This window comes from Oryzomicrobium terrae, assembly GCF_008274805.1.
GTDB lineage: Bacteria > Pseudomonadota > Gammaproteobacteria > Burkholderiales > Rhodocyclaceae > Oryzomicrobium > Oryzomicrobium terrae.
In genome coordinates, this window is the sequence record NZ_CP022579.1 from 1,441,970 (window position 1) to 1,456,790 (window position 14,821).

At 65.4% G+C, this 14,821-nt stretch carries 9 protein-coding genes; all 9 read left to right on the plus strand.

The features are described from left to right. Positions 1-110: 110 nt before the first annotated feature. The 9 genes from OTERR_RS06720 (at position 111) to OTERR_RS06760 (ending at position 14,820) form a co-directional block, all read left to right on the plus strand. Positions 111-2,897, plus strand: coding sequence for a hypothetical protein (locus OTERR_RS06720; protein WP_149425232.1), 2,787 nt, complete (start codon positions 111-113; stop codon positions 2,895-2,897). Next, complete coding sequence (locus OTERR_RS06725) at positions 2,888-3,376, plus strand: ferritin (protein WP_149425233.1); 489 nt, start codon at positions 2,888-2,890, stop codon at positions 3,374-3,376. The genes OTERR_RS06720 and OTERR_RS06725 overlap by 10 nt, the downstream gene beginning before the upstream one ends. Further along, a complete protein-coding gene (locus OTERR_RS16145; protein WP_223116015.1) occupies positions 3,373-10,197 on the plus strand; it encodes a PLxRFG domain-containing protein in 6,825 nt (2,274 codons plus the stop codon). The genes OTERR_RS06725 and OTERR_RS16145 overlap by 4 nt, the downstream gene beginning before the upstream one ends. A gap of 53 nt (positions 10,198-10,250) precedes the next feature. Then, on the plus strand, positions 10,251-10,610 hold the full coding sequence (locus OTERR_RS06735) for a hypothetical protein (protein ID WP_149425234.1): 360 nt from the start codon (positions 10,251-10,253) through the stop codon (positions 10,608-10,610). Further along, entirely contained in the window at positions 10,603-11,079 is a 477-nt protein-coding gene (locus tag OTERR_RS06740) for a hypothetical protein (RefSeq protein WP_149425235.1), read from the plus strand. Before OTERR_RS06735 ends, OTERR_RS06740 begins: the two co-directional genes overlap by 8 nt. Before the next feature lie 12 nt (positions 11,080-11,091). Then, a complete protein-coding gene (locus tag OTERR_RS06745; protein WP_246154379.1) occupies positions 11,092-11,697 on the plus strand; it encodes a hypothetical protein in 606 nt (201 codons plus the stop codon). Positions 11,698-11,711: 14 nt separating this feature from the next. Beyond that, complete coding sequence (locus OTERR_RS06750; protein ID WP_149425236.1) at positions 11,712-12,170, plus strand: hypothetical protein; 459 nt, start codon at positions 11,712-11,714, stop codon at positions 12,168-12,170. Positions 12,171-12,282: 112 nt separating this feature from the next. Beyond that, complete coding sequence (locus OTERR_RS06755) at positions 12,283-14,427, plus strand: SPRY domain-containing protein (RefSeq protein WP_149425237.1); 2,145 nt, start codon at positions 12,283-12,285, stop codon at positions 14,425-14,427. 9 nt (positions 14,428-14,436) lie between these two features. Then, on the plus strand, positions 14,437-14,820 hold the full coding sequence (locus OTERR_RS06760; protein WP_149425238.1) for a hypothetical protein: 384 nt from the start codon (positions 14,437-14,439) through the stop codon (positions 14,818-14,820). Position 14,821 lies beyond the last annotated feature (1 nt).

Consider the following 14,821-nt stretch of genomic DNA (forward strand, 5'->3'; position numbering starts at 1 on the left):
AAACGCCGGGTAAGGCTGCGACTCAAACGCAGAATTATTTTGATCGGTTCGATGAGGGGGTAGCTGATCCCGGCGGCCTCGTCGCCTCCGCCAAGCAGTCCATCGGCTCCGTGATCAAGGGCGCCGGCCAGGCGGCAGCCGACTTCGTACCCGGGGTAAGCCAGGACAACGCTCTGAAGCAGTACGGCCAGAGCGTGATCGACGCCAACCCGACGGCGGTCACCTCCCTGGGCGACATTGCCGACAAGCCGGGTACGGCGGTCAAGGAGGCGGTGGGCAATGCAGCGGGGTCGATGGGCGGCATGCTGGGCGCCCGGGTGCTGGGCCAGGCGATCACCGCCGCGGCGCCGCTGACCGGGCCGTTTGCGCCGGCAACGGCCATTGTGGGCCAGGGGGTTTCCTGGCTGGGCCCGGCGGCCGTGGCGGCGTTGCCTTCGTTTGGCGGTATCCGCGAACAGCAGATCAAGGACGACCCGAGCCGCGAGAACGACCTGGGGGCGAAAGCCCGGGCCGCTGTGGGTGCCGCCGCCGTGGGGGCTGTCGAAAGCAAGTTCGGCCCCCAAGAGTGGGCTATGTCTGCCCTCACGAAAGAGGGCCGAAAGAAGGTCACCGAGAAGTTTGCGGCGAAGACCCTGGCGGGGTCGGTGGGCAAGGGCCTGGCGAAAGGCGCGGCGGTCGAGGGCGCTGAGGAACTGGCGCAGAACCCGATTGAGCAGGTGGCGGCCTACCAAGATCCCACGACCGCCGAGAAAGTGAAGGACACGGCGTTCGGCGGGGCCATGGGGGCCATTGGCGGCGGGGTGATGGGTGGTGGCTTCGGTGCTGCCTCACGCCTTGCGCAGCCTTCGGAGAAGCAGGCTACGCCCCAGCAGGCCCAGCCCCTTCTGGGCTATAAGCCGGACCCGCTGGTGGCATTCCCTGATGGAACCGTAGGCCGGCAGGCAGACGTCGACGCCTATATCAATGGCCTGCCCGAATCGCAGCGGACTGCCGCACGAGCAAAGCTGTATGGCCAAGGCGCGCAGCCGGTGGATGTTCCCGGGAACCAGGTAGGGGCCGGCGAAGCCCGGCAAGCCAACTACGAGGCCCGGGTACGCGCCGCCGAGCTTGCACAGCAGGAAGCCGGCGAGACGGCCGTTCCTCAGACCACGCCCCCCGACGGCGCCGCCATACTTTCCGCCAAGGCCGCCGAGCAAGAGCGCGCCCGGTTGGCGGAGCAGGAAGCTAACCGCTCCGTCTCCACCCCGGATGACGAGATTTACCAGTCGGTGGGGATCGACAACCGCAGCGCGTCCCAACGCCTGGGCCTGGACCCGGCAGCCGGCCCAATGTCCAGCGCGGCTGCCCTGGCGGTGGACTCCGGGGCCGCCGATCACGTTGCCCAGCAGTCCGCCATCGCACAGGCTGCGGAGGTAGCCCAGGGCCAGGGTAAGGAAAGCCCTGGCGAGAAGATCGGCAGCAGCACCGGTGAGATTACCCAGGGCGAAGAGGCGACTACCGATCCGGAGGCGGAGCTGGTCACCCGCATGGAGGATGTGCGCAGCCAGGCCCGGGTCAGTGGCTGGAATCAGACCCTGGTGTTTGAGCGCAACCGCATTCAGTCGGAGTTGGCGAAGTTGCGGAGCGCCCGCGTCCAGGCGGAGGCCGCAAAGGCTCAGGAGCCTTTTGGCCAGAGTGGCTCCGGTATCGATCTGTCCGGCCGCACCGATGCCCAGCTCCAATACCTGACCACCAATGGCCAGGCCGGCTACCGGGAGGCTGCCGCGGCAGAATTGGCCCGAAGGCAGGGGAAGAGTCCGGCCGGTGATCAGGCGCCTGCCAGCAATGAAGGGACTGCCGTTGCCGGGGCGCCGGATGAGGCCCCGCCGGCGAGCGTGAAGGAAGGGATTCAGCGAGTCCGGGCGAAGAAAGCAGCCAATGCTCAGGTGACTGCGCCGGCGGCGCCGCTTCCCGCTCTACCTGCGGCCACTGCGGATTCTGCCGAGGTGGCCGGGCTGCGCGCCAAGCTGCGCGAGGTGGAGGGCAAGGTGTTGGCCGCCGCGCCCGCGGCGATGGGGCAGGGGGGTGGCGACATCGAGGCTGCCCTGAAAAGCCGCAAGGTGCCGGTCACCCTGAAAGCCCAGCACAAGAAGCTCCGGGACCAATTGCACGCCGCCATCCAGGCACAGGGCGATGCCGCTCCGTCCACCGATGCGCAGGTGGCTCCGGCCACCGCGCCCAAGGAACCCGCCATCGAGGGCAAGGACCTGGGCGACGGTTGGGCCGAGTTCCACAAGGACACCGGAACGGTGGGCATCCCACGCGCCGAAATGCCGCAGATCAGGGCCGAGCACCGCGGCGCCATGACCAACTTCATGAACGCCCGGGGGGTACAGCACCAGGAGGAAACGGTGCCGGCCGCAAGCCTCAAGCCGACCCAGGCCGAGTTCTCCCGCGACAAGGTGGCCCGGGCCAAGGCCCACGAGGGCGGCGACCGCTCCATCCTGATTTCCAGCGATGGCCATGTGCTCGATGGGCATCACCAATGGCTGGCTGCGCGCGAGGCCGGTGCGGACGTGAAGGCCATCCGCCTGGATGCCCCGATCCGCGACCTGGTGAAGCTGGCACATGAATTCCCCAGCTCGACCACCTCCACTGCCAGTGAAGCCGCCGTTCCGGCCAAGGCTGACGCCACCCAGGCCCAGCCCTCCGAACTGGAATCCCTGTTCGAGCGCCTGGGCGCCAAGGGGCGCATGCGCAAGGTGGCCGAGAAAGAAGCCGCCGACCACCCCCGGGCCGAGCAGATCAAGACCGTTACAACGGACTTCCACGACATCCTGATCGCCTTGATGGATGCCGGGAAGCTGGAGGTCAACGGCCACAACTCCCTCACTGAGGACAACAAGGCATGCCTGTGAAATCTCTCCTGACTAGCAACGAGAAGACCCTGCTCAACCGTGCAGTTGAGGCGGAACTGTACGCCTCGAACTTCTACCGCCACCTGGCCAACCAGTGCCAGCGCCTGGGTTACTTCGGTGCCCAGAAGTATTTCCAGGCCGAGGCCGGGCACGAGGTCGAGCACTACCAGGCACTGGCCTCCTTCATCAACGACCGCGGCGACGTGGCCACCGTTCCCACCATCGAGGCGCCCGAGGACGAGATCACCAGCCTGCGCGATGCCATCGAGGCGGCCTTCGACACGGAACTGCAGCTTGAACGGGACTACTCCGACTGGTACCGGCGCTGCGATAGCGAGGTCACCCGGCAGTTTCTGCTGCAGTTCCTGGAGATCCAGCGCAAAGCCGTGGGTGAGTTCGGCGACCTGATCGCCCGGCTTGACCGAGCCGGCGACGATCCGTGCGGACTCCTGTTGATCGACAAGGAGCTGGGCGAATGACCTGCACCTACAAGATCACCGGCGCCGACGGCAAGGCCGTCACCCTGACCGGCCAGAACGCCATGAAGGCCTATCTTGCTGAGGGCGGCCTGCAGGAGTTGCTGCCCGGGTGGGGCGGCAGCGCTTCGGAAATCCTCTCGGATGAGCAGGTAGCTGCGCAGAAACCTGCTCCCGTGATGGCCGCCAAAGGGGCGATCACCGACTTCGGCGAGAAGATCGGCGGTGCCCGCAAGGACAAGGCAACGTCTGGCGCCAAGCGTGCTTCCAAGCCCACAGATGAACGCCCTGCCTGGGCCCGCCGCTTCGAAATAAGCCAAGTGGTCTCCAGCAACCGGCTAGGCGAGGTGGGGCGGTGGGTGATCCGCGACACTCGCAAGACGGATTTCCTTGGCCAGGCCAAGAAGATGCCCGGCGACTACTCGACTCGCGAAGAGGCCGAGAAGGCATTGCCCCTGCTGGCAGTGGCACAGAAGCACCGCGTTGTCTCTGCCGGCAAGGATGGCGGCTGGGAAATCTGGCGCGATGTGACAGACCGCAAGCGCGTGAAGGTGGTTGAGCAGACGTTCCCCTCCCGTGATGAAGCCCTGCGCTACATGGCCGACAACGCCGAGGCCATCATCAACACCAGCACGACGTTTGGGGAAACCGACTTGCCACGGCCGCAATCTACCCAGCGAGAAGGCGTTGAGCGCCGCACTGGGCCGGCCAAGGACACTGATTTCACCGATACCTTCGGCTTCCGGGGGGTCGAGTTCGGCAACTGGAACAACCAGGAGGAACGCCAGCAACTGCTGGATGACGCCTACGACGGCCTTTTGGACCTGGCCGAGGTAATGGGCATCCCGCCCCGTGCAATGAGCCTAAACGGCGAACTGGCCTTGGCCTTTGGCGCCCGTGGTCATGGCTTGAGCGGCGCTCGGGCTCACTATGAGCCGAACAAGGCCGTTATCAATCTGACCAAAATGAACGGCGCCGGCTCCCTGGCCCATGAATGGTTCCATGCCTTGGACCACTATTTCGGCCGCCAGGACGGAAAATCCTCGACCGAATGGGTGACGGACAAGGACGGTACCCGTTCCCTCAAGGCTTCCAACTCCTTCGAGAACGACGCCGCTAGCAGCGGATTCCGGCGCACCAACTCTGGCGTGCGCGAAGAGGTCCGAGGGGCCTATCAGGCTCTGATGAAGACCATGACCCTCAAGGCCGAGCAGTACGTGGAGGACACGGCCAGGGCCGATAGATTCGTGGCCGGCGCCCGTCAGAACGTCGCCGACCAACTGCAACGCATGCGCCAGGACCTAGCCGAGCAGAAGGACCCGCAATACTGGAAGCGAAACAACAAGCCGGCCACGGCGGAACAACTGGCCCAGTTCGATACGGTAGCGCAACAGATCATTGAGGGCACCGCCCTGGAGGCCGAACTGCGCTCCAGCGTCAAGGAAGGTACCCGTGTTTCCAGTCGCTCGATCATGAGCGGGGCACGCTGGACAAACGATGCTCTGGAGGCATTGAGCGCCATCAACAAGGCCGTACGCGGGCGTTCCGGTTTCACGTCCGACCAGGCAGGAATCCTGGACCGGCTGCGTGACAGCATGAGCACCTACTCGGCCCGCCTCAAGATGCTGGCCGATGCCCAATCCGGTTCCGAGAAGACCAAGCAGGTACCGACCAGCTTTGCCATGGACGCCAAGGAACTGGACCAGGGGCGGGGATCTGATTACTGGACCACGCCGCACGAAATGGCAGCCCGCGCATTCCAGGGCTATGTCGAGGACAAGATCGCGGCTGGTGGAGGGAAAAGCCCATTCCTTAACCACGCCCCGGAACGTGCGGTTATCGAAACCCCCTGGGGCTGGAAGCGCCCCTATCCCCATGGCGCCGAGCGCAAGGCCATCAATGCCGCGTTCGACAAACTGGTGGCCACGATCCAGGTGAAGGACGGGGAAAATGGTAACAAGGTGCTTTTTTCCTTCGCCGGCCGCAAGGCCCAAGGCGCGGACCTGCATGCCCTGAATACCGCCCAGCAGCGGCTGGCCCGAGGCGAGGACGCCGAGGCCGTACGCCAGGCAACCGGCTGGCACCGGGGCGCCGATGGCAAATGGCGGTTCGAGATCAGCGACCACCAGGCCAGCATCGCCGTGGGCGGGCTGACCGCTGGCGACGTGATCGACTTGGCCCGGGTGGTGGCCATGGCCGACGGGCGCAACCAGGTCGCCGTGGGCGATGTGCTGGCGCACGACCGGCTATTTGCCGCCTACCCGCACCTGGCCGACATCCCGGTGTCGGTGATGCCGTCGGGCGAGCGTTCCACCGCCAAGCTGCGCAACCGGGGTGGAAAGCTCACCCTGGAGGTGAAAGCAGGCGTTCCCCGCGCAGAGCTTCCGTCCGTGCTGATGCACGAGTTGCAGCACGCCATCCAGCTCAAGGAGGGGTTCGCCCTGGGCGGCACGGCCAAGCCGCTGGCCGGCGGCGCCGTCAGTGCCCTGGACCAGGCCGGCGCGATCACCTACCGGCGCCTGGCCGGCGAAGTCGAGGCCCGCAACACTCAGGCTCGCATGAACATGAGCCCCCGGGCGCGCATGGACATTGCGCCGGAGGAAAGTGCTGACATCCCGGCCAGCCAGGTGCTGGTGACCTTCAATGGCCGCGACTTGGCCGACCTGCCCGGGCCCCGCAACGCCAGCGGCGCGCCGATGACCGAGCGTGCCCTGGTGCGCGCCTTCGATCGTCAATTCCCGAACCTGGGCAAGGCCCTGCGCACCATGCTGGCCCGGGGCCGCGCCGGGAAGCGCGGCGGGGTTGTGCTGCTGGACGATGCGGATCCGCTCCATATCGCCCGGGCCTTCACGTCGAAGACCGGGACGGCGCTATCCAAGTCAGTACAGCTCTTCTCCGATGCCGGCCAGGTCAACGGGTTCTTTGACCCGAAGAGCGGTATGACCTTCCTCGTGGGCCCGAACCTGAACCCGGTGACCGGCCCGGCGGTGCTGCTGCACGAGATGAGCCATGGCCAGCAGCGCACGGCGCTGGACCGACGCGCCCTGGAGATGCTGACGACCCGGGGAAGCGTGAAGAACGCCGAATTGCGCGCCTTCCTCGATCGGGTGGCGGCCCGCATGGGCAGCGTCGGCGAGTCCGGCAACGCGGCCGAGGCCACGGCCTACATCGTGGAGCAGGCAGTGATGGAGGGGCGCAGCCAGGGATTCACGGTGGCAGATGGCCGTTTCCTCTCCTGGGTGGACCAGAACCTGGGGCAGCGGGTCGGCGACTTCCTGCGCAGCGCGCTGGCCATGGTCCGCGCTTTCATGCTGCGCCACGGCATGGGCGTTGGCGAGGTAACCGTGGACGACCTGGTGGGCTACGCCATGGTGGGCATGGAGCGGGCGGCCCGTGGGGCGGTGGGTGGCGTGGAGCCGGCATTCAGCCGCAGTGCGATGAAGTCCGTGGAGGCCAACGTCTCCCGGGGCCGGGAGGCGATGTCCAATGCGCTCAACGACCGCAATTCAGTTCATCGTGCGATGTTCCGCAACGGCCTGGGCTGGGTGGACTTCGTGTGGGGAGATGAAAAGAAGGGAATTGCGCACATCATCGCGCGCCGCATCGCTGCCGATCACATGACCCGCTCCGATGTTGAGCGGATGCTTACCGAGTCGGTTGTCGAAACCATTGCTCGCGGGAGCGAATTGCGCCGCAACGAGTTCGGCGGTGCTGTGCGGTTGGTGCTCACGCACAACCAGAATGAGGCAATTCTGATCCGGAAGCCCGGCAGCAACGCATGGATGCTGACGAGCTTCAATGTTAAGCCCGGCGCGGAGGCGGGGGGTGCGACCCAATCCTCCGCTACGCAAGACGCCCCTATACGTTCTCGTGGCGCCCAGGGAGCGGGCAAGTCCATTGTGGACCAAGACGGTGACATGAACAACGCCCCGGGCATCAAATTCAGCCGTTCCGGCCTGCGAGAAGTCGCCAGCCTGGCTACGGCCGAGCTGGACAAGGCGTTCAGCGCCCCGGGGGGGCTGTCCTGGTGGCACAAGACCGTGGGCACCATGTACAACCTGGCGCAGCGCTCGCCGGCGTTCAAGCCGGTGTTCGAGGCAGCCCAGGGCTTTGTGGACGACGTGAGCCACTACGCCAACGACGCCGCGGACCTGGCACCCAAGCTGCTGCCCAAGTTGGATGGCTGGCGCGACATCATGAAGTCGCCGGTCAGCGCCGAGGACAACAAGGTCTTGGCCGTTCCGGTGTTTGAGGGCTCCTTGTCTTGGACCCGGGACGAGTCCGGCAAGCCGGTGCGCGTGGACGATGTTGCGGCCGAGGCGGCCCGCATGACCACCGAGCAGAAAGCGGAGGACCTGCGCCGGCGCGACAAGCTGCCCGAGGGCATGCTGCGCGCCTGGCAGGCGCTGCCGCCGGAGCAGTTCGCCAAGATGATCGACAGCCGCTACGAATCGCAGCTGCTCAAGCCAGGGGTGGTCTGGACCGATGCCGAACTGCGCGACATGTTTAAGCTGAACGACGGCCAGGTGGCCCTGTACCGGGAGTTCCGCGCCGCGGTGGATCGCAGCCTGGACACCATGGCTCGGGCCGACATGCTGCGATTTGGCGGCGAGGACGTGAAGGCGTTGCGCCAGCAGGTGATGGATACGCCGAGCGTTCAGGACGCCGCCCTCCTGTTGCGTGACCACCTGTCCGATACCGCCGACGCCTGGCCAGGCCGGGCCACGGATCTGCTGAATGTGGCCAACGGGATCATGGAGCGAGCCGAGAAGGTGACCCAGCTCCAGGCCGAGGGCTATGCTCCGCTGTCCCGCTTCGGCAAGTACTCGGTGGATGTGGTGGACCAGACCGGTGAGCGCCAATACTTCGGCCTATTCGAGACGAAGCGCGAGGCCAACCAAATGGCCGAGCAGATGCGCGCCGCCTTCCCGGGCGCTGAGGTTTCCCAGGGCACGATGTCGGAGGAAGCCTACAAGCTCTTCTCCGGTGTCACGCCGGAAACCCTGGAGCTGTTCGGCAACGCCTTGGGCTTCAACTCCACCGGCGACAGTGCCCAGGACCGAGCTTTCCAGCAGTACCTGCGTCTGACCAAGACCAACCGCAGTGCCATGAAGCGGCTGATCCACCGCCAGGGCATCGCCGGCTACAGCGAGGATGTGGGCCGGGTGCTGGCTGCCTTCGTCTATTCCAACGCGCGGCAGACGGCCGCCGGCTTGAACCTGGGCGACCTGACCGAGGCGGTGGACGCGATACCGAAGGAGCAGGGCGAGCTGAAAGACGCCGCGGTGCGTCTGGCTGAGTACATCAAGAACCCCCAGGAGGAAGCCCAGGCCGTGCGCGGGCTGCTGTTTGCCCAGTACCTGGGGGGCTCGATCGCTTCGGCGTTCGTGAACATGACCCAGCCGGTGGCCGTGACCTTCCCCTGGTTGAGCCAGTACGGCGGAGCCAAGAAGGCGGCGGCAGAGATTGGCCGGGCAGCCAAGGAGATGGCGGCCAAGGGCCACAAGTACGAGGACGACCTGGCCAGGGCCCTACACGAGGCCGAGGAAGACGGTACGGTGTCGCCCCAAGAGGTCCACCAGCTTATGGCCCAGGCCCAGGGCCGCGGATCGCTGCGCTCCGGTGATGGCACTAAGCAGGGGGAGGCCCTGGCCACCGCGGCCAATGGCCTCAAGCGCCTGGCCTTTGCCTGGGGCAAGGTGTTCGGCCTGGCCGAACAAGCGAACCGCCGGGTGACCTTCATCGCCGCCTACAGGATGGGCAAGGAGCAGGGCATGGCGGACCCGGCCGGGTTCGCCCGCCAGGCGGTCAAGGAGACCCAGTTCGTTTACTCCAAGGCCAGCAAGATGCAGTGGGGGCGGGGCGCCGTCGGCGGAACGCTGATGACGTTCAAGACCTATTCCATTGCCTACCTGGAGCTGCTGCACCGCATGTACACCCAGGGCGGGCCGGAGGGAAAGCGGGCTGCCCTGCTGGCCCTGGGTGTGCTGATGCTCATGGGCGGCGCCGGCGGTCTGCCGTTCGCCGACGACGCTGCCGATGCAGCTGACGCCCTGGCCCAGTTGCTGGGCTACAACATCAGCACCAAGGCGGCACGCCAGGAATTGCTGGAGCAGGCCTTTGGCCGCGGTATCGCCGGGTTCATCGAGAAGGGCATCACCGGCCTGCCCGGGGCGCCGATCGATGTGTCTGGCCGCCTTGGCCTGGGCAACCTGATTCCGGGCACGGGCCTGCTGCAGAGCAAGACGAGCCATACCAGCGACGTGCTGGAGATCGTTGGCCCGGCTGGTGACTTCGCCAAGCGTATCGGCGAGGGGGCTGCCCAAGTACTACACGGCAACATCGCCAGCGGCCTGCTCACCATGGCCCCCCAGGCAGTGCGCAATGCGGCCAAGGGGGCCGACATGGCTGCCACCGGGATGTACCGGGACGCCAAGGGGTACAAGGTTCTCGATACCAACCCGCTTGAAGCAGCGGCGAAGGCGATCGGCTTCCAGCCCCAGAGCGTTGCACGCATCCAGGAGGCCAACGCCGAGGCCCAGCAGGCAAAGAACTTCTACAACCTACGGGCCCAGGAGATCCGGGCAAAGTGGGCGCAGGGCATTTTCGAGAATGACCCGGGCAAGGTGAAGGAGGCCCGGGAGGAAATCGCAGACTGGAATGCCAAGAATCCGGATCAGCGGATGCTGATCACCGTCCCCTCGGTGATGAAGCGGGTTAAGGAGATGCGCAAGTCCAAGGATCAGCGGATTGCCGACACCGCACCCAAGGCGATGCGTGCCCAGATCCGGGCGGATCTGGCCCAGGCCAGGGAGGCACCGTAACGGACCCCTTGTAGGGTTGGTCTTGGCCGGCGGCATTGGCAACACTGATTGCCATGAAGCCGGCCAAGACGAAACTCACCATTTTCCAGGGCGCCACATTCCGGAAGCGCTTTACCTGGTACAGCCCCGGAGGGACGCAGCCCATTGATCTGACGGGCTGCACGGCGCGCATGCAGGTTCGCCTGGAGATAGATGATCCCGCCGTGCTTCTGGATCTGACCACGGAGAACGGCGGAATCACGCTTGGCGGGGTGGCCGGCACCGTGGACCTGCTCGTGTCCGATACGGACACCTCCCATATTTCCTGGGACACCGGGGTTTTTGACCTGGAAATCAAGTTCGCCAATGGCGACGTTGTTCGCATGGTCTACGGCCCCGTCGTTGTCTCGCCCGAGGTGACACGCAGTGCCTGACCTGATCGTCACCAATGAGGAATTGGTCGTCCTCGAAACGGAGGAAGTGATCAGCCTGATCGCCTCAGCCGAGCAGGGCCCCCCGGGACCACCAGGGCTGGCTGGTCTACCGGGCGGTTCTTCACTCACGTACCCGGCCGGCACCGCCCTTGGCGGCCACCGCATGGTGCTGCTGGATGCCACCGGCAGCGCGGTCTATGCCGACGCGACCGACCCGTCGCACGCCCTGAAAGTGCTCGGTATGACGGTCGGCGCCGCCGTGGCCGGTTACCCGGTCGACATCCAGACCGGCGGTGAGATCACCGAGCCGACCTGGAGCTGGGACGTGTCCCTGCCGGTTTTCCTTGGTGCAAACGGACTTCTGACCCAGGTCGTGCCCGCCGCACCCTCCGCCTTCTCGTTGGTCGTGGGAATCCCGCTCTCGCCGACCACGCTTTACGTCAGCCTGCGGGAACCCATCCTCATCTAAGGAGAACCTTCCATGGGCACCGCTTCCGCCAAGAAGTTCATCAAGAACAATGCTGGGCAGCTGACCGAAGAGGCCGCGCTCACCACGTCCGCTGGCGCTGCTGACGCGGACAAGATTCCTGCGCTCAACGCCTCCGGCGTGCTGGACGCGACCATCGTCAACGCCAAGAACGCCTCTGCCGGGGCCGCCGATGCGGGCAAGGTCGTGCAGCTCGACTCCACCGGTCGCATCGACAACTCGATGATGCCCGTGGGTATTGGTGCTGACACCGCGATCATCCCGGCGTCCGAAGCGCTGGCAGCCGGCGACTACGTGAACATCTGGAACAACGCGGGCTCATTCAACGTCCGCAAAGCCGACGCCACCACCGCCGGCAAGGAAGCTCACGGCTTCGTTCTGGCCGCTGTGTCCAACGGCGCCAACGCCACGGTGTACTTCGAAGGCAGCAACACCCAGGTGACCGGGCAGGCCGCGGGCAACGTGTTCCTATCCACCACCCCTGGGCTCGGCTCGGCCACTGCGCCGACCGGCAGCGGCAACGTCGTGCAGCGGATCGGCTTCGCTACCAGCGCCACTGCGGTGAACTTCCAGTCTCAGACCCCGGTGGTCCTGGCCTAAGCGGGTAGCCAGTCATGGCCGACGTAATCCCGCTCAAGGCAAAGCGCAGCGGCGCGGACGTAGTTGCCCTGGCCGAGTTCGGCACGGGCGACACGATCCCAGCCGCCGTGCTTCCGGCCGTTGCCGCGCGCACCGACGTGTCGAAGACCTTCAAGGCGCAGCAGGTCCCGTATGCAGGGGCGCTCACCGACGGCGCCACCATCGCCTGGGATGGCGACGCGAACGGCCAAGTCGTGAGTGTGACGACCGCGGCCGCCCGAACCTTCGGTGCGCCGACCAACATCAAGCAGAACGCGCTCTACGTCCTGATCTTGACCACTGGTGGTTTCACGCCCTCGTGGAATACCGCGTTCAAGTGGCCTTCGGGCGGAGCGCCGTCGCCTCTGGTCAGCGGCGTCTACGTGTTCACCTTTGTCGGCGGGGCGAGTAACACCCTGATCCCCACCGGCCCGGGCTACCTCACCGGAGCTTGATGTGTTTCCGCCCATCCCCTCCGGCAGCCCTGGGACGTACTCCGTCCCAAACTCGCTCCGCTTCCGGTACGCCGCGCAGTCGTACCTGAGCCGCACGCTCGCAGCGACTTCGATGAGCGGGACGATTCGCACGATCAGCTTCTGGGTGAAGCGGGGGGCTCTCGCGCCGTCCGGCATCCACAATCTCTTCTACGAAGGGAACGTGGGTGCGTCGGCGAACATGGTGAACATCGACTTCATCAACGACCAGCTCCGCGTCACGTTCGACACTGCGGTGACGTACCGGCTCGTCACCAGCGCGTACTTTCGGGACCCCGGCGCGCACATGCACATCTGCGTGGGGATCGACACGACCCAGGCGACCGCGGCGAATCGGGTGACGCTTGAGATCAACGGCGTGCCCGTGACTTCGTTCGCCACGGCCGCTTACCCGCCGCAGAACCACACGTTCCTCACGGCCTCCGGCAACGTCCAGTATTGGGGCGGGTACACCACCTCTATCCCGTCCGAGTCCTACCTGAGTGAGTGCCGCTTCATCGACGGCATGAAGCTGCCCGCGAGTAGCTTCGGGCAGTTCGACGCGGCAACCGGAGTGTGGGTGCCTAAAGCATGGGCCGGGACGTATGGCACGAACGGCTGCTACCTGGACTTCAAGGATGGGAGCAGCTTAGCCAACCTGTGTCTGGACCGCTCGGGTAATGGGAATAACTTCACTGCGAACAGCATCAGCCTCACCGCGGGGGCGGCGTACGACTGGTCGTCGGATACCCCATCGAACAACTTCTGTACGCTGAACCCACTCAACGGCTTGGCCGCGGTGTCGCTCGGCTGGGGCGCCCTCAACATCCTCGCGTCCACGACGACCGGACATCGTTACGGCACCATGGCTCTGCCGACGCAGGGCAAGTGGTATTGGGAGCTGGCAGTCACTAGCGGCACTGGCGGCGTAGGGGTAGGAGTCATTGGCGATACGACGGACGGCACCACCTACAGCACGTCCCGCATGTACACCAACGACGGGCAGAAGTATCTGGGGACTACCGCGAGTGCGTATGCCGCCACGTGGACGACCAACGATGTCATCAGCGTCCTGTTCGACGCCGATGCAGGCACGCTCGCGTTCTGGAAGAACGGCACTTCCCAGGGCACCGCGTTCACCGGACTTACCGGAACGTGGTATCCGCTGTTCCGCATCGCCGGTACGTCGATCGCTGGTTGGATCAACTTCGGGCAGCGGCCATTCACCTACACCCCTACGACGGGGTTCAAGGCCCTGTGCACGGCCAACTTGCCCGACCCCGCTATCAAGAAGCCAAACCAGCACTTCGACGTGAAGCTGGATACCGGGGCGAATATCAAAGCGACTGCCGAGGCGGTGTTTAGCGGCGCCGCATTCCTGGAGTGGATCAAGGACCGCGCGAACGCGACCAACTGGCAGCAGGTCGACACGGTACGTGGCACGTCCGCCGTCTTGCAGTCGAACACCACCAACGCGGAGACGACGTTCTCGACTCCTTCGGGGAGCAGCGTCGCGGCGGTGTGGAAGGCCGGCGGGGCCGCAGCGGCGAATACTTCGGGTAGCACCACCGCGCAGGTCAGCCCGAATACTTCGAGCGGGTTCAGTGTCGCAACTTATACCGGCACTGGCGCCAACGCCACTGTTGGGCACGGCCTCGGCGTCGCGCCCAAGTTGGTGATCGTGAAGTCTCGGACCGACAGTTCCAACAACTGGATGGTCTACCACGCGTCGCTCGGTGCAGGGAACTATCTGCTACTCAACCTCTCCGCGGTCTCTTCTGCCGCAGCGACGGTTTGGAACAGCACCGCGCCTACAGCATCCGTGTTCTCGATCGGTTCGGCAAACGGCTCCAACCAGAACGGCATGAGCTATGTCGCGTACTGTTTTGCTGAGGTTGACGGCTTTTCGAGGATTGGTAACTACACCGGCAATGGCTCCGCAGACGGTACGTTCGTTTGGTGTGGCTTCCGCCCTCGGTGGATTCTGATCAAACGTGTCACCGGCGCCTCTGACTGGATGCTCCTCGACACTGCGCGCAGCCCTAACAACGCAGCGGCGCTGCTGGTGTATCCGTCTCTCGCCAACGTAGAGGGCGACGGCTCTGGGGCCGGGCAGGCCGTAGACATCCTGTCCAACGGATTCAAGTTGCGCGGTAGTAACGCGGCCCTCAACGGCGCTGAGAGCTACATCTTCGCGGCCTTCGCCGAGTTTCCGTTCAAGTACGCCAATGCGCGCTAAGGACAACCAATGACAATCTTCGTTCGCAATGGCCGCCGCTTCAATATCCATGCTCCGCAGGAGATCGACGGCGTGCTCTATCCCAGCTTCGTCGACCCGGAGCTGCGCGCTGCGCTCGGCATCCTGGAGGTCGACGTGCCGGAGCGCGAGTCGGAGGAGACGCACTTCGTCCAAGAGCTGGATGAGGCGCCCTTTGTCATCAACACCCCAAAGCCAGCGGACATGGTCTTCCAGTCGAAGACCAGCAAGGTGCAGGCGCAGCGCGCGGCCGCATACCGTGAGGAGGCGGACCCGCTGTTCTTCAAGGCCCAGCGTGGCGACGCCACGATGGATGATTGGCTGGCGAAGGTCGCAGAGATCAAGGCCCGCTTCCCCGATCCTCTGCCGGAGTAAG